The following is a 22,484-nucleotide window of genomic DNA, read 5'->3' as shown; positions in this document are numbered from 1 at the left end:
CGCGGACGGCCCGGAGCCTGACTCGGACAGCGGCGGGTGCGACGGGAACCCGGGTGTCCCGGGGCCAAAGGCCCCGTTCGCCGCGCGGACTAGTCCTCGATCGATACGTTCTCCGAACCTAACCGGTTAGGTAATCGACTTTTCTACGGTGATTCAATTTTGTAGGACGCAATGCGAAAGGATGACAGAGACGCGCCCGACGGGACCTCCCGTCGGACGTTCCTTCGGGCGACCGGAGCCGTCGCCGGGGCGGGGCTCCTCGGCGTCGGCGTGCCGGGCGGGGCACAGGGTGCGGCGACGACGGACGAGGCGTTCCTGAACTGGCGCGTCCGGGAGGCGCGACACGCGTGGGATCGCGGCTACCGCGGCCGAATCGATCGGACGGTCGCGCTCACCGACACCGGGGTCGATTCGCGGCACCCCGACCTCGGGCCGTGGAACGGGGTCCGCGCCGTCACCCGCGGGGGCGAACTGGTGCTGACGAGGGATACGGCGGACGCCGTCGACCGGACCGAACTCGACGAGTCCGAGTCGTTCTCCGGGACGATCGGCCCGGGGACGTTCGCGACGCCGGACGTGCGCCGCCACGAGTTCACCGCCCCCGCGTCCGCCGACGAGGTGCGGGCGGAGCTGTCGTGGTCGGTCGGCGACGTGAACGACCTGGAGTTCTACGTCGAGGACGACACGGGCGAGCGGGTCGCCACGTCCGCCACCGCCGAGATGCCGGAGACCCTGCAGGTCGACGTCGAAGGCGGCGAGACGTACGCGTTCGTCGTCGAGACGTACGCCTCGCTGGCGACGGGCTACGAGATCGCCGCGAGCTACTACCGGTACGAGGGCTCCGTGACCGAGTTCTCGGGCGACGTGTTCGACGGAACCGGCGGGACGGTCCGACCGGACGCGGTCAAGACCGTCGGCTGGTACAGCGAGAGCGACCGTTACGGCGGGTACGACGAGCCCAGGGACGGCAACGGCCACGGGACGCACGTCTCGTCGATCATGGCCGGCAGCGGCCGGGCGAGCGCGATCGACCCGTCGACCGTGACGGAGGACGACCCGCGGACGACGCTCGCGCTCGGCGACGCGCTGACCTACGAGGTGACCGCGCGGGCCGACACGGGCGTCTACGCCTCGGCGTACGGCGACTTCATCGAGATCAGCATCGAGGGCCCCGACGGCGAGGAGCTGGCGGCCTCCACCGTCGGGGTCGACGACACGAGCGAGTGGGACAACAACGTCGTCGACGCGCCGACCGTCCACGAGTCGGGCGAGGCGACGTACGCCGTCCACGTCACGCCGTACGACGGGGAGATCCTGACCGCCGCCCGCGTCGAGACCGTGAGCGTCGGCGCGTTCTACCGCGAGGACGAGACCGTCGGCGACCGAACCGCGGACGGCGACGCGAGCGTCCACGCGGGGCTGGCTCCGAACGCCGGGATCGTCGGCCTCCAGGGGCTCAGCGGCGCGACGCAGGACCTCGCGGATTACGCCGACGAGTTCGCCTCGCGGTTCAACCTCCGGACGGTCAACATGTCGTGGGGCTACGTCGGCGGCGCGCCGCTCGGCGCGGCGGGCGGCCTGCTCGCCTCCGACCCCTCGCTCGTGAAGGACATCGCCTCGGCGGGCATTCTGTTGTCGGCGTCGGCGGGCAACAGCGCGACCCCGGCCAACTCCGGCGGCCCGGCGCTCGCCGACGAGGCCGTGTCGGTCGTCGCCACCGGCCCGCTCGACGGGATCGCCTCCTACTCCAGCGGCGGCCTCGCGGCGTACGACGAGGACACGGAGACGGCGTACAGGAAGCCCGACGTGACCGCGCCGGGCGGCACGGTGACGGACCTCGCGCGCGCCGCCGAGAACGGCGACCCGGACGCGCCCGAGGGCGAGCAGCCGCCGATCCGCGACTACACGGGCAAGGCCGGCACGAGCATGGCCGCGCCCTACGTCGCGGGCGCGGCGAACCTCCTCGCGCAGGCGATGGAGGAGGACGCGCCGGCGAGCGTCGCGCTGCCCGAGCCCGCCGAGGCCGGCCTCGAGGACGCGCTCCGGTTCAAGCAGGTGCTCCTCGCCACGGCGACGGAGACGGCGTTCACCGCCGCGCCGTACCACCGCGCCCACGCCCCGACGTACGACTTCGGCGCCCGCGACCCCTACGAGGGGTACGGTCGGGTGAACCCCGGCGCGGCGGTCGACGCCGTCTCGCGGGCGCTTCCGATCGGCGAGGCGACCCGCGGCGTCGTCGGCCTGAACGTCCCCGAGGACGAGCGGGCCGTCGCGGGCTACGTCGAGGCCGACGCCGGCGTCTACGGCGTCGACGTCTCGGTCAGCCACCTCTCCGGCGCGAACAAAGGGGCCGCCGAGGGCGACCCGCACGTCGACCTGTTCGTCTACGACCTCGAAGCGCCGGCGGAACACGGCGAGCCGAACGTCGTCGCGCGGACCCGGGCGCTCGCCGGGGAGGGCTCGCTCTCCTTCGCGACCGAGGGCGGCGCGTACGCCGTCGTCGCGAAGCTGGTCGACGTGCCCGGCGTGGTCAACGGCTACGACGTGCAGGTCCACCTCGACCTGACCGTCGAGGAGACGCGGGGATTCCTGGCGTCCGGGACCCGCGAGGACGACGCCTCCGTCTTCACCGGCGGGCAGACGAACCGGATCGACGTCTCCGTCGAGGCGACCGAGGCCGTCGAGGTCCGCGACGTCGTGCCGGCGGAGTGGACCGTCCTGACCGAGCACTCAGACGACGTCTCGCGCGTCGAGGACGCGGGCGACGTCCAGTACGTCTACTTCGAGGCGGGACCCGCCGACGCGCTTTCGGCGACCTACTTCGCCGAGGCTCCGGACTCGATCGAGGAGAGCGGCGAGTACGTCTTCGGCCCGCTCGCGGCCTCGGCCGACGGCGGCGAGACCTGGGTCCAGCTCGACGGCACGAGCGACGCGAACGTCGTGCTCGGCCAGAGCACGTAGTCGCGGCCACGCCGCCGGCCGTCGTCGGCGATGACGAGTCGGCAGATCGGGCGGGGAACGGATCGACCGATGCGCTCCGCCCCCGACGGCGCTCCGCCACCGGCGACTCGACCGCACGACCCGACCGCGCGGGCCGGCCCGCGCGGCGAATCGAACCGCGTCGCACCGCGAACCGCACCGCGGATCGCACCGACGCGCAACCGAAAACCCACACACCACACGAATGACAGACCGCACGCAGTTCACGAGACGAACCGTACTCAAAGCGACCGGCGCGGCCTCGCTCGTCCCCCTGGCCGGCCCCGCGAGCGCCGCGACGCTCTCCGGCGTAGTCGACGACACCCTCGACACCGCGAGCGACGCGCTCCAGGAGGCGCTCGTCGTCTTCGCGTCCAACGACGACGTGGACAGGCTCGGCGAGCTCGACCTCGACGAGGGGTACCTCGCGTTCGAGGTGCTGCCGATCGGCTACGCGAAGCTCACCGGCCCGCAGATCGAAACCGTCGCCGGGTGGCCCGAGGTCCGCCGGGTGCAGGCAAACGACGAACTGGAGTACTTCAACGACGACGGCCGCGAGGTGACCGGCGTCGAGACGGTCCAGTCGGACTACGGCTACACCGGCGAGTCGGCGCACGCGGTCGTCATCGACAGCGGCGTCGACGGCGACCACCCGGACCTCGCAGAGGCGATCGACGCGAACTACCAGTGGGCGGGCAACCCCCTCGGCGATCCGACGCTGTGGGTCGAGGCCGGCCCGCTCGACACCGACGACATCGGCCACGGGACCCACTGCTCCGGCACGATCGGCGGCGACGGGAGCGCGAGCGACGGGCGGTTCCGGGGGATGGCCCCCGACGCGACGCTCACGAGCTACTCGACCGGCCTGACGATCACGATCCTGAAGGCCGTCGCGGCGTACGACCACGTGCTCGCGAACGGCGACGGGGGGACGTACCAGGTCGTCTCGAACTCCTACGGCGCGTCGAGCGGCGAGGACTTCGACCCCGACGGCGCGCTCAACGTCGCGACGTGGCACGCGATGGAGGCGGGCATCCTCCCGGTGTTCGCCGCCGGCAACTCCGGTCCCGACTACGGGACCCTCAACGACTACGCGAAGGCCCCGCACGTCCTCGGCGTCGCGGCGACGCGGGACGACAAGTCCGTCACCGACTTCTCCTCGCGCGGCCGGAACGACGGGAGCAACCACGACCGCGAGACCGCCTACCGCAACCTGGAGGAGTATTACGCGACCGGCGAGCGGAGCGATCCCCTCGGGGTCTACCGGCCGGGCGTCGGCGCGCCGGGCAGCGACATCGTGAGCACGATGTCGCCGGACGACCCGCTGCAGGCGCAGAGCGCCGACGACGGCCGCCTCTACTACGCGACGATAAGCGGAACGAGCATGGCCTGCCCGCACGCGAGCGGAATCGCGACGCTCGTCGTCGACGCCTACCGGCAGTCGCACGGATCGTTCCCCGACCCCCTCGACGTGCTCAACACGGTCGAGGCCGAGGCGTACGACGCCCGCGACGAGTACGAGCCCGCCAGCGTCGGCGCCGGCTTCGTGGACGCCGTCGGCGCCGTCGAGCGCGCGGAGGCGGGGAACCTCGCCGGCTTCGACGACGTGACGCTCGCGGACTGAACCCGCCCGCACGAACGACGCGCGAACGCGACCACACCCGACACCCATTTCGGAAGGATGACACACGGACCGAACGACACAGACGGACGCACAGACCGGTTCTCCGAGGTAGACATTGACAGGCGCGACTTCGTCCGCCTCGCGGCGGCGACCGCCGGGGCGCTCGCGCTCCCCGGAAACGCCGCGGCGGACGTGTCCTCAGAGCGGATGACGGCGGAGTACGAGTATGTCGTCAACCACACGCCCGCGGACTTCGCCGTGCCGACGCTCGTCACCTTCGCCGACGAGTCGGGGCTCTCGGAGTTCGAAGCCCTGGTTCCGAACGCGGTGACGACGACCGAGCCCCGCCCGGCCGGGTACGCCCGGTTGACGGCGACCGAAGCGGAGGCGGCCGCCGACATCCCGACCGCGGAGGAGCTGTCGCACTCGCCCGGTTCGAACCCGTTCTGGCGGCTCGGCTACTACCCCTTCGGGGTGTTCCCCGAACCGGAGCGGAGCGTCGACTTCGTCGACTACGAGCAGCTGATCGACGGGCTGAAGCGCCTCGAATCGGAGCACGGCGACCGCCTCCGGGTGTACTCCATCGGGAGGAGCCCCGGGCACTACAACGAGCTCTCCGCGCGGCCCGATCCGAAGGGCGTCTACGTCGCCGAGGTGACGAACGACGTCGACGACGCCGACGCCTTCCGCGAGAAGGAGAAGGTGTTCTACAGCCTCTCGCTGCACGGGCTCGAACGCGCCGGCGCGGAGGCCGGCTCGCGGTACGTCGAGCGCCTGCTCCGGGGCGAGGATCCCGAGATCGAGCGGCTGCTCGACGACGTCGTGCTGATCTTCTGCTACACGAACCCCGACGGCTGGGTCGCAAAGCACCCCCAGTACGAGAGCGGGTGGCAGCTGCTCGGCCCGGACGAGGGCGTCCCCGTCGTCCCCTTCTACGAGCGGGGGAACGCGGGGGTGTACGACACCAACCGGCAGTACCCGACCGTGGGCTGGATCTCCCCCGCCCACTACCCGGGCGAGCCGGACGACCCCGCCGACCGATCCCTCGAACGAGTGACGGACGCGCTGGCGATCGTCGAGCACTTCCGCGGCTACGAGAACCTGAACTACGGCGCGGACCTCCACGGGATGCTCAACTCGAAGGAGTTCGTGCTGGGGCTCATAAGCCAGGACCAGTTCGACGTCCGCGCGCTCCACGAGCTGTACGGGATGAACCGCGTCATCGACGAGACGCTGGAGGAGGCGCTCTCGACGTGGGTGACCGCCGCGGACTTCCAGGAGGAGATCACCGGCGGATTCAACCCCGCACCGCTCGGCTTCGGCACGCTCCCGGAGCAGGCGTACGACTACAGCACCATCTGGGACACCATCGGCTACACCGTCTCGGGGGCGATGGGCGACTGGATGGCCCACCCCGAGGAGCTCGGCGGGCTCGGGATGACGACGATGGACTTCGAGATGGCCTACTCGCACATGACGGGGTCGAACGCCTTCAACCCCGAACTCGTCGAGATGCAGGTGACGGGCTACGTGACGGCCGTCCGGACCATCGCCGACTTCGCGGTGCGGAACAGCGACACGCCGAACACCGACGACGAGTTCGAGGCCGCCGTCGAGACGGGCGGCGAATCGACCGCCTACGTCGTCACCGACTCGCTCACCCGCTCCTCGGAGGACCTCTCGTTCGCGTCGAGCGACGGGCCGACGTTCACCTACGGCGGGCTCATCGGCCCCGGCGTCACGGGGGCCGAGGAGCGAGCGGAGCACACGTTCCACACGGATCAGTTCGCCGAGCCGCCGACCCGCGTCGAGGCGTCGCTGTCGTGGACGCCCGACGGGCAGGACCTCGAATTCTACCTGGAGGACCCCGCGGGCGACCGGATCGCGGCGGCCGAGACGGCGAACAACCCCGAGACGATCGCGACGAGCCTCGACGCGGAGGGCGAGTACGCGTTCGTCGTCGAGACCTGGGCGAACGCGGCCTCGGAGTACGAGATCGAGGCGACGTTCCCCGGCGCGGAGACCGAGACGACGACGAGCGCGTCGGTGCAGTCCGAGCGCGTCGAGGCCCTCGGAGCGCTCTCGACGGCGTTCGAGGTCGCCGGGGGGCTCCACACCCTCTCGGTCCACGTCCACGCCCACGAGGCGCTCCTGCGGACGGAACTCGTCGCGCCGAGCGGCGACGTGGCGAGAGCGTTCGACCCCGACGCGGGGGAGCACGCCGCCGGAGGGCGGTGCTGCAGCGGTCCCGAGTGGACCGTCCGCGAGCCCGAGGCCGGGACGTGGACCGTCCGCGTCGAGAACCTGATCGACGCCGCCGAACAGGTCGACGTGCGGGTCGCCACGCTCGCGTCCTCCGGACCCCACCCCGACCCCGAGGAGGCGCTCGGGTACGAACAGCGGCCCTACGAGGTGACGCCGCTGCGCTTCTTCGAGGACTACGCCGACGCCGTGGCCGACGGCGGGGCGGTCGATCCAGTCACCGTCGACGAGGTGAAGGCGGGCGCGCTCTCCGACTACGACAACGCGGTCCTGATCCACGACGACGCCGCGCACGACGGCGAGTACGTCGCGGCCCTCGACGCCTTCGTCGGGGACGGCGGGAACCTCGTGCTGACGGACGCCGGCGTCCGGCTCCTCGGGGCGATGGAGAACGACCTCGCGAACGCGGTCTCACCCGGGGACGTGACCGAAGAGCGGTTCTACGTCGCCCACCTCGGGGAGAAGGACCTGGACCACCCGCTGCTCGAAGACGCCCGGCCGGTCCAGAAGGCGCTCTGGAAGATCGCGCCCCTCGGCTACTCGACGGGCAACGAGGCCCCGATGTCGGTCGTCGACGAGGAGGCGTTCAGGCTCGCGGCGGCGTCCGGCGACGCGGTGCCGTCGATCGCCGCCACGACGGGCGGGGCGGTCTCCGCCGGATCCCTCACCCGGAGCGAGAGCGACGGCACCGGCATTCACGTGATCGGGGGCCTCCTGCCGCCCGCGTCGCAGGCGAACCTCCACCCGTTCGGCCTGCTCGACTACACGACGTCGTTCCTCGGCTACCTGGCGCTGACGAACGCGCTCGGGTTCCGGCAGGTGCGCCGGACCGCGGACGGCGAGCGCGCGTTCGGCGGCGGCCCGTTCGAAGTCGAGGGCGAAGAGCCGCCGTTCACGGTCGACGGCTCCCGCGAGGACGACGGCTCGACGTTCACCGGCGGACAGACGAACCGCGTCGAGCTGGCCGTGACGCCGTCGCTGGACGCGGCCGTCCGCGACGCCGTGCCGGCGGAGTGGACCGTCCTGACCGAGCACTCCGACGACGTGACGCGCATCGAGGACGCGGGCGACGTCCAGTACGTCTACTTCGGGACGGCGGCGGCCGACGAGACGGCGCGGTACTCGTATCTCGTCGAGACCCCGGAGGGGCTGACCGAGACGAACGTGTACGAGTTCGGCCCGGTCGAGGTCTCCGTCGACGGCGACCGGTGGACACCCGTCGACGGGACGGAGGACGAGAACGCGGTCGCCGGGGTGAGCACGTGAGCGCCGACCGCCGATCCGGGGCGGGGGCTCGACGGCGGGTGAGCAGGCGCGGGTTCGTCCGCGCGGCCGCCGTCGCCGGCGGCGCTGCGACCCTCGGGGCGGGGACGGCGAGCGCGCACCGGTTCGGCGACGACGGCGACGCATCGGCCGGCGGAGGCGACCACGACCACTCGGACCCGAACCAGCACCGGCGCGCCGAGGGAACGGAGCTCCTCGACTACCACAGCCTCGGCGGCGCGGGCCCGTCGAGCGAGTCGGGGCGCCCCGACGAACCGCACTACGGGGCGATCACGGAGATCCGGGCGGTCGGCGACTACGCCTACGTCGGGATCTTCTCGTCGGACGACCCGACGAACGACCGCGGGATGGCGATCCTCGACGTGAGCGAGTTCAACGGCGCGCGGACGCTTTCTGAGCTCAGGGACGCCGAGCTCCGGGTTCGCTCGTTCGTCCGAAACGACAACCCCGCGTCGGCGGTGATGGACGTCAAAGTCAGCGACGACGGCGACTACGTCTTCCTGTCGAAACAGCCCTACACGGCGCTGTTCGAGGAGACGGACCCGACGCCGGGGGTCGAGGGCGAGTCCGCGAGCCCGAGCGCCGGGGCCGTCGTCGCCGTCGACGTTTCGGACCCCGACGCCCCCCGCGTCGTCGGCTCGTACGACGGCTGGACGACCGGCGTGCACAACGCCTGCTACCACCGGATCGACGGCGGCGAGTACGTCTTCGCGGTGAAGGACCTGAACGACGGAACCGCGGGGTTGTACGTGCTGGAGTTCGACCGGACGACGGGCGCGTTGGTCCCCGTCAACAAGTGGACGCCGGACGGGAATCTGGCCGACGGGGACCTCGACGGCGGCCTCGCGTACGTCCACGACATCGTCGTCCAGGACGACCCGCGGACGGGGAGGCCGTACGGCTACCTGTCGTACTGGGACGCGGGTCTGCGCGTGCTGGACCTCTCGGATCCGACGGACGTCGAGGAGATCGGTCGGTTCGAAATGGGCGCGGCCCACTACGCCGAACCGGCACCGGCGCTCACCCGCGACAAGCGGATCGTCGTGGCGGGCCAGGAGACGCCGAGTCGGGCCGACGGGACGACCGGGACGATCCACCTCCTCGACGCCGACGGCCTCGACGACGGCTACGACGGGTCGCCGAACCTCGCCGAACTCGACGTCTGGGAGTGGCGGTCGGAGGCGACGTTCGACGACTTCACGCTCAGCCCGCACAACTTCGACGTGGCCGCGGGCGGGTGGGTCCACCTCGCCCACTACCACGGCGGCGTGCGCTACCTCCGGATCGACCGCACGGGGGACCGCTGGGAACTCGACGAGGAGGGCTACTACCTGCCGCACCGGGACGTCCCGGAGGAGTCGAAGATGGAGGGGCTGAACACCGCCGCGCCGTTCACGTGGGCGGCCGTCGAGCGCGGCGGCGTCACGTTCGCCTCGGACATCAACTCGGGCGTCTACGCGATCCGCCACGAGCACGTCCCGTTCGAAACCGGGCGGCGCGCGGACGTGATCGCGGAGCGCGAGGACGACGGGTCGGCGTTCGTCGCCGGGCAGACGAACCGCGTCGACGTCGCGGTCGCGGCGGATCGTCCCGTCCGCGTCCGCGATCGGCTGCCGAGCGAGTGGACGGTCGTCGGCGGGGGCGTGAGCACCGAAACCGCGGGCGGAACGACGCGCGTCGAGTTCGACCGCCCCGTCCGCGGCGACACGCTGACGTACTTCGCCGAGGCACCCTCCGGGTTCGACGCCTCGAGGCGGTACACCTTCGGACCGGTCGAGTACAGCCTCGACGGCGGCGAGACCTGGACGCCCGCGCCCGAGACGACCGAGGAGAACGTCGTCCTCGGCGCCAACTCCGGGGCGCTCGGCGCGGTCGGGATCGCCGGTACCGGCGGCGCGCTGTACCGGTTCAGAAACGCGGCGCGCCGGCTCGTCGGGAGAATTCGGGAGCACGGGAACGAATAGGTTCCCGACGACCGGCGCGCCGCGAGTGCCGCCGAGCGACGTGCCGGGCGTCGTCGACCGGGGACCCCTCGACCCGAGCGAAACGCGAGCGCGAGCGATCGGCGTTCAGGAACCGCCGTTTCCGCCGTCGCCGCCGGCGACCGTCGCGAATCCGAGGTCGACGACGGCCTGGCCGGCCTCGACGTATGGACCGTCCTCCTGGCCCTCCGTCTCGACGAAGTCGTACCGCTCGTTCCCGTTGGTGTCGAGGTGCGGCATGGGGATGAGCGGCTGCGTCCCTTCGAGCGTCTGCGTCCCGAAGTTCGCGCCCGGCACGTCGAACAGCGGCACCTGCACCCCGGAGTGGATTCCCGGTTCGAGGAACTCCGAGACGCCGACGACGCTCCCGATCACGTCCCCTTCGAGGAGGCTCGCGTCGTGGACGGCGACGAACCCGCCGTCCGACAGGGCGACCGCGTCCACGACGACGGACGACCCGTTCGTGGGCTGGTTCGAGAACTCCAGCGTCGCAAACTGGTCCGTCCCGTCCTCGTCGGCGCCGACCAGCGCGAGGTCGACGACGGCCTGGCCGGCTTCGACGTACGGGCCGTCCTCCTGACCCTCCGTCTCGACGAAGTCGTACCGCTCGTTCCCGTTGGTGTCGAGGTGCGGCATCGCGACGAGCGGCTGGCCCTCGCTCAGGTCGGCGCCGTCGGTCAGTTCCACCTCCACGAGGTAGTGGACGCCGGGGTCGAGGAACTCCGAGACGCCGACGACGCTCCCGATCGCGTCGCCCTCGAACAGGCCGGCGTCGTGGATCGTGACGAAGCCGCCCTCGGAGAGCAGGGCGGCGTCCACGACGACGGATCGTCCGTCGAGCGGTTGGTTCGTGAACTCGACGACGGAGAACGGCTCCGATTCGCCGTTGCCGTCACCCCCCTGCGCCGCCGCGGGGGAAGCGACGGCTGACAGCCCGAGCGCGCCGACGCCGACCGCCGACGCGGAGAGGAACCCCCGCCGCGAGAGGCCGAAGTCGACGGGCTCGTCGACCGTTCCGGTTCCTTCCGTACCGCGACCGTCTCGACTATCGTTACTCTTGTTCATGGTTAGACACGACGCGGAGAAGAGAAGGAACTCCACGACCAAAAACACTTGGTTAATTGACACTATGTCCGGCGTCGGCACTATCTCCGGTTCGAGAAATTCACGACGACCTCGCCACGGTATCCCGACGCCGGCCCTCGATCACAACCGCGATTCGGGCGGACGACTCTCGGAGGGCGCGCCGAAATGATTTTCTCCCGATATTTCTCGGCGACGCGCGATTCGAAGGATAAATAATGATTATCACATATATCACACCAGAAAAATGTCCTGAAGGGCCAACTGGATAATAATTATTATTAAATATTTCTTCATCTATAACAATGAGCATGCGATCCAGCACCGATCCGACCCCGGTTACGGTCCTGAGCGGCGCTCTCGGAGCCGGTAAAACGACCCTCCTGAACCACGTGCTGAACGCGGAGCGTCGGCTCGACGCGGCCGTCGTCGTCAACGACATGGGCGAGGTGAACGTCGACGCCGACCTCGTCGAGCGCGAGTCGGAGCTCTCCCAGGAGGACGAGGAGATCATCGAGCTCTCGAACGGGTGCATCTGCTGTCGACTCCGCGGCGACATGCTCGACGAAGTCGGCCGGCTGGCGGAGCGGCGCGACTTCGATTACCTCCTCGTCGAGTCGTCGGGCATCAGCGAGCCGATCCCGGTCGCACAGACGTTCGCGCGCGGGTTCGAGGACGCCGAGTTCGACCCGACCGGCGTCTACGAACTGGACACGATGGTGAGCGTCGTCGACGCTCACAGCTTCTGGCGCGGATTCGACTCGGGGCGGGCGCTGACTGACGCGGCGGTGGCCCCAGACGACGCGCGCGTCCCGGAGGAGGTTTTCGTGGACCAGATCGAGTTCTGCGACGTGCTCGTGCTCAACAAGTGCGATCTCGTCCCCGACGAGGAGCTGGAGACGATCGAGGCGACCCTCCGGGCGCTGCAGTCGCGCGCGAAGATCCTCCGCGCGGAGCACGGCGCGGTCGACCCGGACGAGATCCTCGGCACGGGGCGGTTCGACTTCGCCCGCGCGAGCCAGTCGGCCGGCTGGAAGCGCGAGCTCCAGGAGGGTCACCACCACGAGGACGCCGCGGCGGAGCACGGCGTCGTCTCCTTCGTCTACGACCGCGACCGACCGTTCCACCCGGAGCGGATCGCCGACCTCCTCCGCGACCTGCCGGACGGCGTGATTCGCGCGAAGGGGTTCTTCTGGGCGGCGGGCCGCGAGGACGTCGCCATGGGGCTCGACAAGGCCGGGCAGTCGGTCCGAGCGGGTCCCGCCGGCACCTGGCTCGCCACGCTCCCCCCGGAAGAACAAAAGCGGTACTTCGCCGCGCGGCCGGGTATCGAGGAGGACTGGGACGACGAGTGGGGCGACAGGGGCGTCCAACTCGTGTTCATCGGCCGGGACGTGGACGAAAAGGGGCTCGCGTCCGCGCTCGACGACTGTCTCCTGACCGACGAGGAGATGGACGCCGACTGGGGGGCGTTCCCCGATCCATTTTCACCGGAGGGTCAGCGGGAGATGGCGCTCGCGGACGCGGACGACCGGACGGGTTCGATCGAACTATGACCGGCGAACGCATTCCGGTGACGATACTGAGCGGGAGCCTCGGCGTGGGGAAGACGACGACGCTCAACCGCCTCCTCTCGGCGGACGACGGCCGCGACGTCGCGGTCGCGGTGAACGACATGGGCGAGGTGAACGTCGACGCCGACCTCGTCGAGCGGCGGACGACGCTCTCGGGCGGGGAGAGCGCCGTGGCCGCGCTCTCGAACGGGTGCATCTGCTGCGGCCTGCGGGGCGAGCTCCGGAACGAAGTCGTCCGGCTCGCCCGGGAGTACGAGTTCGACTACCTCCTCGTCGAGGCGTCCGGAATCGGCGAGCCCGCGCCGATCGCGCAGGTGTTCGCCGGCCGCGGTCCGGCGGCGGACCGGTACCGCCTCGACACGACCGTGACGGTGGTGGACGCGCCGCGGTTCCTCCGGGCGTTCGCCTCCCGCGACCCCGAGCGGGTCGGTCCCGACGGTGACGGGACGCGCCCGCTGTCCGACCTGCTGGTCGAACAGGTGGAGTTCTGTGACGTACTCCTCGTCAATAAGCGCGACCTCGTCGGGGACGAGGACGCGGCGGAGGTCGGGCGGCTCCTGCGGTCGCTCCAGCCGAACGCCCGCCTCGCGTGGACGACGTTCGGGGAGGTCGACCCCGAGCTGATCATCGACACGGGTCGGTTCGACGCCGAGATCGCGCGCAAGTCGGCCGGCTGGAAGCGGGCGCTCGAACGGCACGAGGCCGACGAGGAACGCGGCGCGGAGGGGGACACGGGTCACGGCCTCAGCGACGGATATGAACACGGTCACGATCACGACCACGACCACCTCCATCCGCCAGAGGAGTACGGCGTCGACTCGTTCGTGTACGAGCGGCACCGGCCCTTCCACCCGGAGCGGTTCGTCGAGTGGCTGTCCGGCTTCCCAACGGGCCCGCTCCGCTCGAAGGGGCTCGTGTGGGTCGCCGGCCGCGAGCGGCAGGCGCTGAACCTGGGTCAGGCGGGCGCGCAGGTGCGCGTCGACGTCAACGGCCGCTGGGTGGCGAGCCTGCCCGAACGCCAGCGCGACGCCTACCGCCGGGCCCAGCCCGACGTGCACTGGGACGAGACGTGGGGCGACCGCGAGATCAAGCTCGTGTTCATCGGACGGGACCTGGACGCGGACGCGCTCGTCGCTACGCTCGACGAGTGCCTCCTGACCGACGAGGAAATGAGCGCCGACTGGGATCAGTTCGAGAATCCGTTCCCGGCGTCGCCGGCCGAGGAACTGGTTTCGATCTCCTCGGGACTCGCGCCGGAGGCCGCGAACCGATGACGGAGCGACCGACGCCCGCCGTCCCGATCGAGGACCGGCGCTCGCTCGACGACCACGGGCACGACGTGATCGACCCGCTCTACGCGGCGGTCGTCACCGTCTCGTCCTCGCGCAGCCGAGACGGCGCGGACGACGGTCCCGCGGACGAGAGCGGGGACGCCATCGAGGCGATCCTGCGCGAGCGCGGCCACGCGGCGGCCGTCCGGAAGCTCGTCCCCGACGACTACGCGCGCGTCCGGACGGCCGTCCAGCGGGCGATAGCCCGCCCTGACGTCGACGCGGTCATCACGACCGGGGGAACCGGCGTCACGGCCGACGACGTGACCGTCGAGGCCGTCTCGGGGCTCTTCGAGAGGACGCTCCCCGGCTTCGGCGAGCTGTTCAGGCGGCTCTCGTACGACGAGATCGGCACGCGCGCCGTCGCGACGCGCGCCGTCGCGGGAATCGCCCGGGGCGCGCCGGTGTTCGTCCTCCCGGGCAGCGCGAACGCGGTCCGCCTGGCGACGGAGGCGATCATCGTCGAGGAGGCGCCCCACCTCGCCGGACTCGCGACGAGGCACCTCCACGAAGACGCGGACGGGGAGGGGAGAGCGCGTGATTGACGTTCGTTCGCCGCGGAGACGGAAGCGATGACCCTGTACGGCGTCGGACTCGGTCCCGGCGAGGCCGACTTGCTCACGCTGCACGGTCGAGAGGTGCTCCGCGCGGCCGACGTGGTGTACTCGCCGGGTCGGCTGTCGCGGTCGGTGGCGCTCGAACACGTCCCCGAGGAGAAGATCGGCGACCTCGACTTCCCGATGACGCGCGACCCGGACGAGCTCCGCAGCGCGTGGAAGGAGGCGGCCGAGGTCGTCGCACCCGAGGCCCGCGAGGGGGAGGTCGCGTTCGTCACCCTCGGCGATCCGAACGTGTACTCGACGTTCGGACACCTCCGGCGGACGCTCTCGGCGTTCCACCCGGACGTCGAGGTGGAAGTCGTCCCCGGCGTCAGCGCCGTGACGGCGTTCGCGACCGCGCTCGGCGTCGAAATCGAGGCCGGGAGCGAACTGACGCTCCGGGAGGCGGCGGGCGGCAAGGCCCCGATCGGACCGGAACGGATGCTCCTGTTCAAAGTGACGGACGCGCCCGCGACGGGCGAGAAGCTGGCGGACGCGGGCTACGACGTGACGTTCGGCCGTCGGCTGTTCATGCGGCAGGGCGAGACGGTCGTCACCGACGACCCCGATGCCCTCGCTGACAGGGACTACTACACCCTCGCGTACGCCGAAAAGCGCGATTCGAAACGGGACGCGACCGGGCTGTTCGAGTAGGCGTCGCGCCGCCGCCGCCAAACCCGCGTCCGGTGGCTACCGACGACAGAGACCCACTCGGCGTCACGGAACCGCCCCGGCGGCCGCGGACAGCGCCTCTCCGCCGCGGGCGATGACGAACGAGAAGGCGAGCGCCGCGAGCGCCTGACGGCACAGGAGCGTCGCGGCGTACCGCGGCGACACCTCCTTCGCCACGGCGAACGCCGTGACGAGACACGGGAGGAAGGTGCCCGCGAGGTAGACGGCGACGAGCACGCCGAGAGGCGAGACCCCCGCGAGCGTGCCGCCGCCGTCGGCGGCGAGCAGCGCGATGCCGTCCTTTCTGACGGACGCCAGCACGACGACGAGCGCCACCTCCGGCGGGAGGCCGAAGGCCCCCGCGGCGGGGGCGAGCGCGCCGCCGAGCGCGTCGATGGCGCCGATCCAGTCGAGGAGCGCCGCGACGACGCAGATGCAGGCGAAGACGGGGAGCGCGGTGCAGAAGAAGCTCCGGATCGAATCCCACGCTTCGCGGCCGAGCGCCCGGGCGCTCGGTCGCGTCAGGAACGCCCGCCTCCCGGCGGCCGACGGCGCGCGTCGCGCCTCCGCCGGGGCGATCAGCCGGAGGTAGATCAGCGTCGTGACGGCGAGCACGAGCAGGTAGGGGACGACGAGCCACGGCTCCCCGACGGCGGCGAACACCGCGAGGGTTGCCGGAAACTGATAAGAGCACGCCGATCCGAAGGCGATCGCGGAGACGGTCGTACACCGCGTGCAGTCCGAGCAGCTCCGGGTGCCGACGACCGCGGGCACGTTGCACCCGAAGCCCGTGACGACGCGGACGAGATCGTGTCCGGTCAGACCGACGAGACGGGTGTAGGGATCGAGGACGGCGGTGAGCCGCGCGAGCAACCCGCTCGCCTTGTACGCCCCCATAAACGCGGCGAAGACGAGCATCGTCGGGCCCGCCCAGACGAACAGGAACGGCCCCATGGCGAGGAGGCCGTAGTCGCCGGCCAGCACCGCGCTCAGCGGATTCGGGAGTCCCGACGCGCTCTCGACCGCCGGTCGGAGCGCGTTCCCGACTACCGTATCGAGGCCCGCGGCGACGTCGTTCGCGAAGAGAACGGCCGCGACGGCCGGGAGCAGGAGAACCGAGGCGCAGAGCGGCGGACCGAGGTACGGGCGTTCGAGCGCCGTCTCCGGGGGTTCGATCCGCCACCCGACGTGCGCCCCGACGCGACCCGGAAACGGCTCGGCGCGTTCGAGGGCGCGGACGACGCGGTCGGCGCTTCCTCGACCGCCGCGGCGGTCTCGTTGACGGCCGCGGCCGACACCGACGACTTCCGCGCCGCCATCGACGCGGCCGAGTCCGCCGTCGATCCGGTCGACCGAACGGGCGTCGACCGGCGCGATCGGCACCCCGAGATCGTCGCGCAGTCTGTCGATCGCCTCGCGGGCGTCCGCGCCGTCGTCGACCCTGTCCCAGAAGGTTACGACGACCGCGCCCGTCTTCCCCTCGACGAGCGGGAGCAGCTCGCGCAGGTGGCGGTCGACGTCGGTTGCCGGAACGACGAGGAGCGCGAGGTCCGTCCCGTCGAGCCGGCGAACTGCCTCCCGAGTCGTCGCGGTGTCGGCCCCGAGCGCGATTCCCGGCGTGTCGACGAACCTGTACTTGCCCGCAGGGTACGCCTCGCTCCGGACGGTTGTTCCCCGGAAGTTCCCGCTCGTCGGACCGCCGCCGGCGAGCGAGGCCACGAGCGAGGACTTCCCGACGCCCTCCTCGCCGATCACGACTACGTCGCGTCGACCGTCCATGCTCAGCAGTCGCAGAGCTCCGGGTCGCAACAGGACAGATCGTCGAGGAACATACCCTTCTCCCGGTACTCCGAGAGCGGCGATCGGTCGACGCCGAGTCGTTCCGCGATCGCGTCGGCCACGACGGCGAACCGCTGTCTGAACTTGTAGATGAAGCAGAACTGCTGGCCGTCGTGACGGACGTGGGGGCCGACGAGAAAGAGCCCCCGCGTCTCGGTCGACTCGTCCCTGTCCGTGAGCGCCGGGTAGCCGCCTTCGATCTCGAACAGGCGCTCGACGAGTCCGACGCTCCCCTCGAAACCGGTCGCCAGAACGGGGCGATTCCCGGTGACGAACCGCCCGTCGTCGTCCGTGTGGACCGCGTACCCCTCCCCCGTCCGCTCGACCCGCGTCGCACGCTTCCCCGCGACGAGGTCGATCGCCGCGCCGTCGTCGAGCGCCCGGTTCAGCCGCTCCGCCGTGTACGGAGAGAGGACCTCGCTCGGATCGGGCGACCGGAGCCGCCAGGGGCCGGTCTCGTCGATCACGGCGACGCGCAGGCCGCGCTCGGACAGCGCCAGCGCCGCGTCGATTCCGCTCTCGGCCCCGCCGATCACAACCGCGCGCTCGTCGTCGCAGGCGTCCGCGTACGCCCGCCACGAGTCGACATCGACGTTGTGGACGCAGGCGGCCGCCCCGGGAAACGGCGACCGCCTCGGGTACCGGAACTGGCCCGCGGCCCAGATCACGAAGCGGCTCCGGATCGTCCCCGCGGAGGTTTCGAGCGCGAACCCGTCGCCGTCGGGCACCACGTCGCGCACGTCGATCCCCGTCCGCGCGGGCACGTCGCGGAACTCGACGACCGCTTCGAGGTACTCGGCGTACTCGTCGCCCGTCGGGTGCTCGCGGTTGAGCGCGAACGCAGGCGAGGTGTCGAGCGTGACCGCGTTGAGGTCGCGCGCCCCGAAGCTGTTGCTCGGGAACGACGGCGTGATGAACCGCATCTCGCCGGGCCACCGCCGGAACGACGCGCCGACCTCGTCGCGTTCGAGCAGGGCGAACCGGTCGATCCCGAGGTCGCGGAGGACGACCCCCGCGCCCGCGCCGACCACCGCCACGTCGAGGGTCTCGGCGTCGGTCTCGGCCGTGCCAGTTCCGACCGCGTCGCCCGCGTTCGCGCCGGGCGGGTCTTCGGCCGCCGCCGAGTCGGACTCGTTCGCCGTCACGCCGCCCCCAGCGCCTTCCGGAGCGACGGGAGGTTGACCTCCCCCATGATCTCCAGATACCCCCCAGTCCTTCCGCCGCCACTCCTCGGTCAGCCCGGCGAGCGGCGTGATCGGCAGTACCTCCTTCGCGTCGGTCTCCGCGACCAGCTGCTTCGCCGCCCGGTCCGACTCCAGCGCCGGGGCGAGGACGTGCTCGATGCCGTGTTCCTCGATGACCCCCTGGGCCATCCTGACGTCCTTCGGGCTCGGTTCCGAGTCCGGAGCGAGCCCCGTCAGCGCGTGCACCTCGAATCCGTACCGGTGGCCGAGGTACTGGAACGCGTTGTGCCCGGCGACGAGCACCACGTCGCGGCTCCGGTCCGACAGCACCGACTCGAAGGTCGCATCGAGGTCGTCGAGCTTCTCCCGGTAGGCGTCCGCGTTGTCCGCGTACGTCTCCTCGCGGTCGCCGTCCGCCTCGACGAATCCGTCGCGGACGTTCGCCACGGCGCGCTTCGTCCGCCGCGGGTCCAGCCAGAAGTGCGGATCCTCAGCGCCGTGATCGTCGCCGTGCTCGTCGCCATGATTGCCGTGGTCTTCGTGATCGTCGTGACCACCGTGATCGCCGCCGCCTCCGTTCGCTTCGTGACCGTGCTCGTCGTGTTTGTCGTCGGTCCCGTTTCCGCCCTCGTCGCCGTGGTCACTCGCGCCGGAGTGGTCGTGACCGTGGTCGTGGCCCTCCCCCGCGACCTCGATGAGGTCGATGCCGCGACGCGCTTCGACGACGGTCACGTCGGGCGCGTCGCGTTCGAGGTTCTCGACGACGTCGTCGGCCCACGGCTGGAACCCCTCGCCCATGTAAACGAACGCGTCCGACTCGAACACCGTCCGCTGGACGTCCGCGGGCGGCTCCCACCCGTGGCTGTGCTGCCCGAACGGGACGATGCTCTCGACGGTCGCCGCGCCGCCCGCCACGTGGCGGGCGAGGTCGTACAGCACGAAAAACGACGCCTGCGCTTCCGGGGTTTCGCGGGATCCCCCGCCCCCGGGGATCTCACCGCTCGATCCCAGACAGCCGGCGAGCCCCGCCGCGATCGTCCCCGCACCGAGCTTCAGCGCGTCTCTCCGCGTTCGTTCCATGCCGTCCGCTATGGAACGCTCCTACATAAGTTATTATTTTCCCCTACTATTTTAGTAATCACTCATACCAGGAACATCAGTGTTGTTAATCCGGCCGGAGCGAGCTCGGCGTCGTTCGCCGAGTCGGTTCCCGTCGCGCCCGCGTTTGGTCGCCCCTGGCGTCCTTCAGGCGGAGCGCGGAGTGACGGAGTCGGTAAAACTATCGTGGGACGGCGAGACGTGGTTCGCACATGCACACACCGGACGGATTCCTGCACCCGTGGATGGCAGCGCTGTTCCTCGCACTCGCTGCGGCGTGGGCCGCGTTCGCGGTCCGACGAGCGCGCGGGACGCTGACCGAATCGCGCCTCCGCCTCTTCAGCGTCGTCTCGGCGGGAGTGTTCGCCGCGCAGCTTCTGAACTGGCCGATCCCCGGCGGGACGAGCGCCCACTTCGTCGGCGGGGCGTTCGCGGCGATCGTTCTCGGCCCCCACCTGGGCGCGCTGAGCGTCGCGGTCGTCGTCGTCGTGCAGGCGCTCGCGTTCGGGGACGGGGGGCTGTTCGCGCTCGGCGCGAACGTCTGGAACATGGCGGTCGTCGAGGCGTACGTCGGATACGCGGTGTACCGGGCGCTCGCCGACCGGAGCGAACCGCTCGCCGTCGTCGCGGCCGGGTGGATCGGCGTCACCGCCGCGGCGCTCTCGGCCGGACTGCAACTCGGGCTCTCGCCGGCGTTCGGCTACGAACTCCTGACCGTCGCGTCCGTCATGGCCGGCGGACACCTCCTGCTGGGCATCGGCGAGGGGCTGGGCACGCTGGCCGCCGTCCGCTTCCTCTCGACGGCCGGCGGGGACGATCGGGTCGACGCGGTCGAGGGCGTCCGCGCATGACCGGCGTCTCGTTCGCCCGGCGCGGGTGGTCCCGGAGGGCGCTGCTCGGCGTTCTCGTACTCGTCGCGCTCTCGCCCGCGTTCGCCTGGGGGGCGGACGCGGTCGGGTACGCGGAACCGCTCGACAACGCGGCGGAGGCGACCGGCGCGACGGCCGCTGAGACGACGATCAACCCCGGCGCGTTCCCCGAGTACTCCGTCTCCGGCGTCGGCCCGTACCTCGGCACGCTTCTCGCCGGGATCGTCGGGACGGGGCTCACGTTCGCCGCCGCCGCGGGCCTCGGACGCGCGCTGCGGACCGACTGAGCGTCCGCGGGTCGTCCCGGACGATGTCGGCGCTCGCGCCGACGGATACCTTGGTAAAACTCAACAAATCTTATTATCGCCACCGGACGAAGCGGTCCACATGACGTATTCGAAAGTCAACTATCAGGAGGTCGAGCGCGTGGGGGACGCGATGCACTTCCTCAGGGAGCCGCTCGACACCGAGCAGGTCGGCGTCACCATCGCGCGCTGTAAGCCGGGTTGGATCGGGCGGAAGCACGACCACAGCGACAACAAGCACGAGGAGGTGTACATCCTCATCGAGGGCGAGGCCACGGTGACCGTGGACGGCGAGGACGTGCCGATGAACGCGGGCGACGCGGTCTGGATCTCCTCGGACGCCACCCGCCAGATCCGAAACGGGGACACAGAAAGCGCGTTCGTCCTCGTGAGCGCCCCCGAGTTCGCCGACACGGGGGAGACGGACTGGTCGCTGACCGGGTTCCCCGGGTAGGCGCGGAACCCCGGCCGCGTCGAGAGCGGAGGCGCTACGTCCACCCGCGGTCGCTGCCGTTCAGCCGCTCGCACCCGTCTTCGGTGACGGCGACGAGGTCCTCGATGCGGACGCCGAACTCGCCGGGGAGGTACACCCCGGGTTCGACGCTGAACACCATCCCCGGCTCGAGTTCGACGTCGCTCCCGGCGACGACGTACGGCTCCTCGTGCACGTCGAGGCCGACGCCGTGGCCGGTCCGGTGGATGAAGCGGTCGCCGTACCCCGCCGCCTCGATGACCTCCCGGGCGGCGGCGTCGACCTCGCCGGCGGTCGCGCCCGGTTCGACGGCCGCCACGGCGGCGTCCTGCGCCTCCCGGACCGCGTCGTGCGCCCGCCGGAACTCCGCCGGGGGATCGCCCTCGAAGACGACCGTCCGGGTCTGGTCGCTCGGGTACTCGTCCACCCGCGTCCCGAAGTCGAGGACGACGGGGTCGCCCGACCGGACGACGCGGTCGCCGTGGGTGTGGTGGGGTTTCGCGCCGTTCGGCCCGGAGCCGACGATCACCTCGAAGGGGACGGCCTCGCCGCCCGCGTCGGCGAGGCGGCGCTCGATCTCCGCCGCGAGTTCGGCCTCGGTCATCCCGATCGCCCCACCGCCGAGCGCCCGGATCTCCGTGACGACCTGGTCCGCGATCCGGCCGGCGCGCCGGATTGCGTCGAGTTCCGCCTCGTCCTTCCGGCGGCGCAGCGGCGCGAGCACCTCGCTCGCGAGCCCGAACGTCGCCTCCGGGAACGTCCGCCGGAGGTCCTGCGTGAAGCGCGCCCACAGCGTGTCGTCGACGAGAACGCGGCCGTCGTCGATCCCCAGGTCGCGGACCGCCTCCCGCACGTGGTCGATCGGATCCCCGTCGTCGCCCCACGTCCGGACGTCCTCGACCCACGACTCCTCTCTCACCTGCTCGCCGTACAGTTCCGGCACGAGGAACGTCGGGTCGCCCGCCGGCGGGACGAAGAGCAGGAGGTGTCGCTCGCCGGGCGACTCGCTGAAGCCCGTCAGGTAAAACAGGTTCGGACTCGGAAACAGCACGAGCAGGTCGGCCGCGCCGTCCCGATCCGACGCCGCGGGGCGATCGTCGCCGGGATGTGCGGCGGACGAGGCGGCACCCTCGCCGCCGAGGTCCGCCATCCGAGCCTGGCACTCGCGCGTTCGGCGCTCGAACGGAGTCATGCGCGCCGATTTCTCCCCGCGGGGGAAATAGCTAGCGGACGTCGACCTCGCGACGTCCGCCGGCGGACAGCTCGTTCGTGACGCCTCCCGACGGGCGACGCTTCCCTCCGAAGCAGAAGCCGATAAACTACAGTT

At 71.1% G+C, this 22,484-nt stretch carries 15 protein-coding genes and 1 pseudogene; 11 read left to right on the top strand and 5 right to left on the bottom strand.

Annotated features, from left to right (window positions below; genetic code table 11):
* Window positions 1-171: 171 nt before the first annotated feature.
* The 4 genes from CNO20_RS13655 (at window position 172) to CNO20_RS13640 (ending at window position 10,113) form a co-directional block, all read left to right on the top strand.
* Window positions 172-2,961: a S8 family serine peptidase gene (locus tag CNO20_RS13655; protein ID WP_101296665.1), complete on the top strand. Its 2,790-nt coding sequence runs from the start codon at window positions 172-174 to the stop codon at window positions 2,959-2,961.
* A gap of 223 nt (window positions 2,962-3,184) precedes the next feature.
* Window positions 3,185-4,603 carry a S8 family serine peptidase gene (locus CNO20_RS13650; protein ID WP_101296664.1) on the top strand — a complete coding sequence of 473 codons (1,419 nt, stop codon included), beginning with the start codon at window positions 3,185-3,187 and terminating at the stop codon, window positions 4,601-4,603.
* Between the two features lie 57 nt (window positions 4,604-4,660).
* On the top strand, window positions 4,661-8,131 hold the full coding sequence (locus tag CNO20_RS13645; protein ID WP_101296663.1) for a M14 family zinc carboxypeptidase: 3,471 nt from the start codon (window positions 4,661-4,663) through the stop codon (window positions 8,129-8,131).
* The gene (locus CNO20_RS13640) at window positions 8,128-10,113 is read left to right on the top strand and encodes an LVIVD repeat-containing protein (RefSeq protein WP_143423214.1); all 1,986 of its coding nucleotides are present in this window, start codon (window positions 8,128-8,130) and stop codon (window positions 10,111-10,113) included. The genes CNO20_RS13645 and CNO20_RS13640 overlap by 4 nt, the downstream gene beginning before the upstream one ends.
* A gap of 105 nt (window positions 10,114-10,218) precedes the next feature.
* Here the strand turns inward: CNO20_RS13640 and CNO20_RS13635 are convergent, their stop codons facing one another.
* Window positions 10,219-11,196, bottom strand: a complete 978-nt coding sequence (locus CNO20_RS13635) for a DUF7282 domain-containing protein (RefSeq protein ID WP_101296661.1) — start codon at window positions 11,194-11,196, stop codon at window positions 10,219-10,221.
* 329 nt (window positions 11,197-11,525) lie between these two features.
* Here CNO20_RS13635 and CNO20_RS13630 point away from each other — a divergent pair, with 329 nt between their 5' ends.
* Genes CNO20_RS13630 through CNO20_RS13615 form a run of 4 tightly spaced genes read left to right on the top strand, consistent with a single transcriptional unit; the run spans window position 11,526 to window position 15,372 of the window.
* Complete coding sequence (locus CNO20_RS13630) at window positions 11,526-12,770, top strand: GTP-binding protein (protein ID WP_101296750.1); 1,245 nt, start codon at window positions 11,526-11,528, stop codon at window positions 12,768-12,770.
* Window positions 12,767-14,062 (top strand): GTP-binding protein, encoded by a 1,296-nt coding sequence (locus CNO20_RS13625; RefSeq protein WP_101296660.1) that lies wholly within the window; start codon window positions 12,767-12,769, stop codon window positions 14,060-14,062. Before CNO20_RS13630 ends, CNO20_RS13625 begins: the two co-directional genes overlap by 4 nt.
* Window positions 14,059-14,664: a MogA/MoaB family molybdenum cofactor biosynthesis protein gene (locus tag CNO20_RS13620; RefSeq protein WP_101296659.1), complete on the top strand. Its 606-nt coding sequence runs from the start codon at window positions 14,059-14,061 to the stop codon at window positions 14,662-14,664. The genes CNO20_RS13625 and CNO20_RS13620 overlap by 4 nt, the downstream gene beginning before the upstream one ends.
* Window positions 14,665-14,691: 27 nt before the next feature.
* Window positions 14,692-15,372 (top strand): cobalt-factor II C(20)-methyltransferase, encoded by a 681-nt coding sequence (locus CNO20_RS13615; RefSeq protein WP_101296658.1) that lies wholly within the window; start codon window positions 14,692-14,694, stop codon window positions 15,370-15,372.
* A 63-nt stretch (window positions 15,373-15,435) separates the two neighbouring features.
* Here CNO20_RS13615 and CNO20_RS13610 read toward each other — a convergent pair whose 3' ends face one another.
* The 3 genes and pseudogenes from CNO20_RS13610 to CNO20_RS24375 form a co-directional block, all read right to left on the bottom strand.
* Window positions 15,436-17,169 carry a nucleoside recognition domain-containing protein gene (locus tag CNO20_RS13610; RefSeq protein ID WP_101296657.1) on the bottom strand — a complete coding sequence of 578 codons (1,734 nt, stop codon included), beginning with the start codon at window positions 17,167-17,169 and terminating at the stop codon, window positions 15,436-15,438.
* A 2-nt stretch (window positions 17,170-17,171) separates the two neighbouring features.
* A complete protein-coding gene (locus CNO20_RS24380) occupies window positions 17,172-18,266 on the bottom strand; it encodes an NAD(P)/FAD-dependent oxidoreductase (protein WP_394337266.1) in 1,095 nt (364 codons plus the stop codon).
* A gap of 249 nt (window positions 18,267-18,515) precedes the next feature.
* Window positions 18,516-19,493: pseudogene (locus tag CNO20_RS24375) on the bottom strand (metal ABC transporter substrate-binding protein); the annotation flags it as partial.
* A 230-nt stretch (window positions 19,494-19,723) separates the two neighbouring features.
* Between CNO20_RS24375 and CNO20_RS13595 the strand changes: the two are divergent.
* The 3 genes from CNO20_RS13595 (at window position 19,724) to CNO20_RS13585 (ending at window position 21,139) form a co-directional block, all read left to right on the top strand.
* Entirely contained in the window at window positions 19,724-20,362 is a 639-nt protein-coding gene (locus tag CNO20_RS13595) for an energy-coupling factor ABC transporter permease (RefSeq protein WP_101296655.1), read from the top strand.
* A complete protein-coding gene (locus CNO20_RS13590) occupies window positions 20,359-20,667 on the top strand; it encodes a PDGLE domain-containing protein (protein WP_101296654.1) in 309 nt (102 codons plus the stop codon). Before CNO20_RS13595 ends, CNO20_RS13590 begins: the two co-directional genes overlap by 4 nt.
* 100 nt (window positions 20,668-20,767) lie before the next feature.
* Window positions 20,768-21,139: a cupin domain-containing protein gene (locus tag CNO20_RS13585; protein ID WP_101296653.1), complete on the top strand. Its 372-nt coding sequence runs from the start codon at window positions 20,768-20,770 to the stop codon at window positions 21,137-21,139.
* A gap of 34 nt (window positions 21,140-21,173) precedes the next feature.
* On the opposite strand, the gene CNO20_RS13580 is transcribed toward CNO20_RS13585, so the two are convergent.
* The gene (locus tag CNO20_RS13580; RefSeq protein WP_101296652.1) at window positions 21,174-22,349 is read right to left on the bottom strand and encodes a M24 family metallopeptidase; all 1,176 of its coding nucleotides are present in this window, start codon (window positions 22,347-22,349) and stop codon (window positions 21,174-21,176) included.
* Between the last annotated feature and the right edge of the window lie 135 nt (window positions 22,350-22,484).

The sequence above is a fragment of the Halegenticoccus soli genome, from assembly GCF_002844195.1.
GTDB lineage: Archaea > Halobacteriota > Halobacteria > Halobacteriales > Haloferacaceae > Halegenticoccus > Halegenticoccus soli.
The sequence above is the reverse complement of the archived record's forward strand: the minus strand, read 5'-3'. Positions and strand labels throughout refer to the sequence as shown.

What these genes read in the sequence shown, in the direction of transcription:
- CNO20_RS13655 (WP_101296665.1), top strand. Translation starts at nt 172, where the DNA reads ATGCGAAAGGATGACAGAGACGCGCCCGACGGGACCTCCCGTCGGACG.
- CNO20_RS13650 (WP_101296664.1), top strand. Translation starts at nt 3,185, where the DNA reads ATGACAGACCGCACGCAGTTCACGAGACGAACCGTACTCAAAGCGACC.
- CNO20_RS13645 (WP_101296663.1), top strand. Translation starts at nt 4,661, where the DNA reads ATGACACACGGACCGAACGACACAGACGGACGCACAGACCGGTTCTCC.
- CNO20_RS13635 (WP_101296661.1), bottom strand. Translation starts at nt 11,196, where the DNA reads ATGAACAAGAGTAACGATAGTCGAGACGGTCGCGGTACGGAAGGAACC.
- CNO20_RS13630 (WP_101296750.1), top strand. Translation starts at nt 11,526, where the DNA reads ATGCGATCCAGCACCGATCCGACCCCGGTTACGGTCCTGAGCGGCGCT.
- CNO20_RS13625 (WP_101296660.1), top strand. Translation starts at nt 12,767, where the DNA reads ATGACCGGCGAACGCATTCCGGTGACGATACTGAGCGGGAGCCTCGGC.
- CNO20_RS13620 (WP_101296659.1), top strand. Translation starts at nt 14,059, where the DNA reads ATGACGGAGCGACCGACGCCCGCCGTCCCGATCGAGGACCGGCGCTCG.
- CNO20_RS13615 (WP_101296658.1), top strand. Translation starts at nt 14,692, where the DNA reads ATGACCCTGTACGGCGTCGGACTCGGTCCCGGCGAGGCCGACTTGCTC.
- CNO20_RS13610 (WP_101296657.1), bottom strand. Translation starts at nt 17,169, where the DNA reads ATGGACGGTCGACGCGACGTAGTCGTGATCGGCGAGGAGGGCGTCGGG.
- CNO20_RS13595 (WP_101296655.1), top strand. Translation starts at nt 19,724, where the DNA reads ATGCACACACCGGACGGATTCCTGCACCCGTGGATGGCAGCGCTGTTC.
- CNO20_RS13590 (WP_101296654.1), top strand. Translation starts at nt 20,359, where the DNA reads ATGACCGGCGTCTCGTTCGCCCGGCGCGGGTGGTCCCGGAGGGCGCTG.
- CNO20_RS13585 (WP_101296653.1), top strand. Translation starts at nt 20,768, where the DNA reads ATGACGTATTCGAAAGTCAACTATCAGGAGGTCGAGCGCGTGGGGGAC.
- CNO20_RS13580 (WP_101296652.1), bottom strand. Translation starts at nt 22,349, where the DNA reads ATGACTCCGTTCGAGCGCCGAACGCGCGAGTGCCAGGCTCGGATGGCG.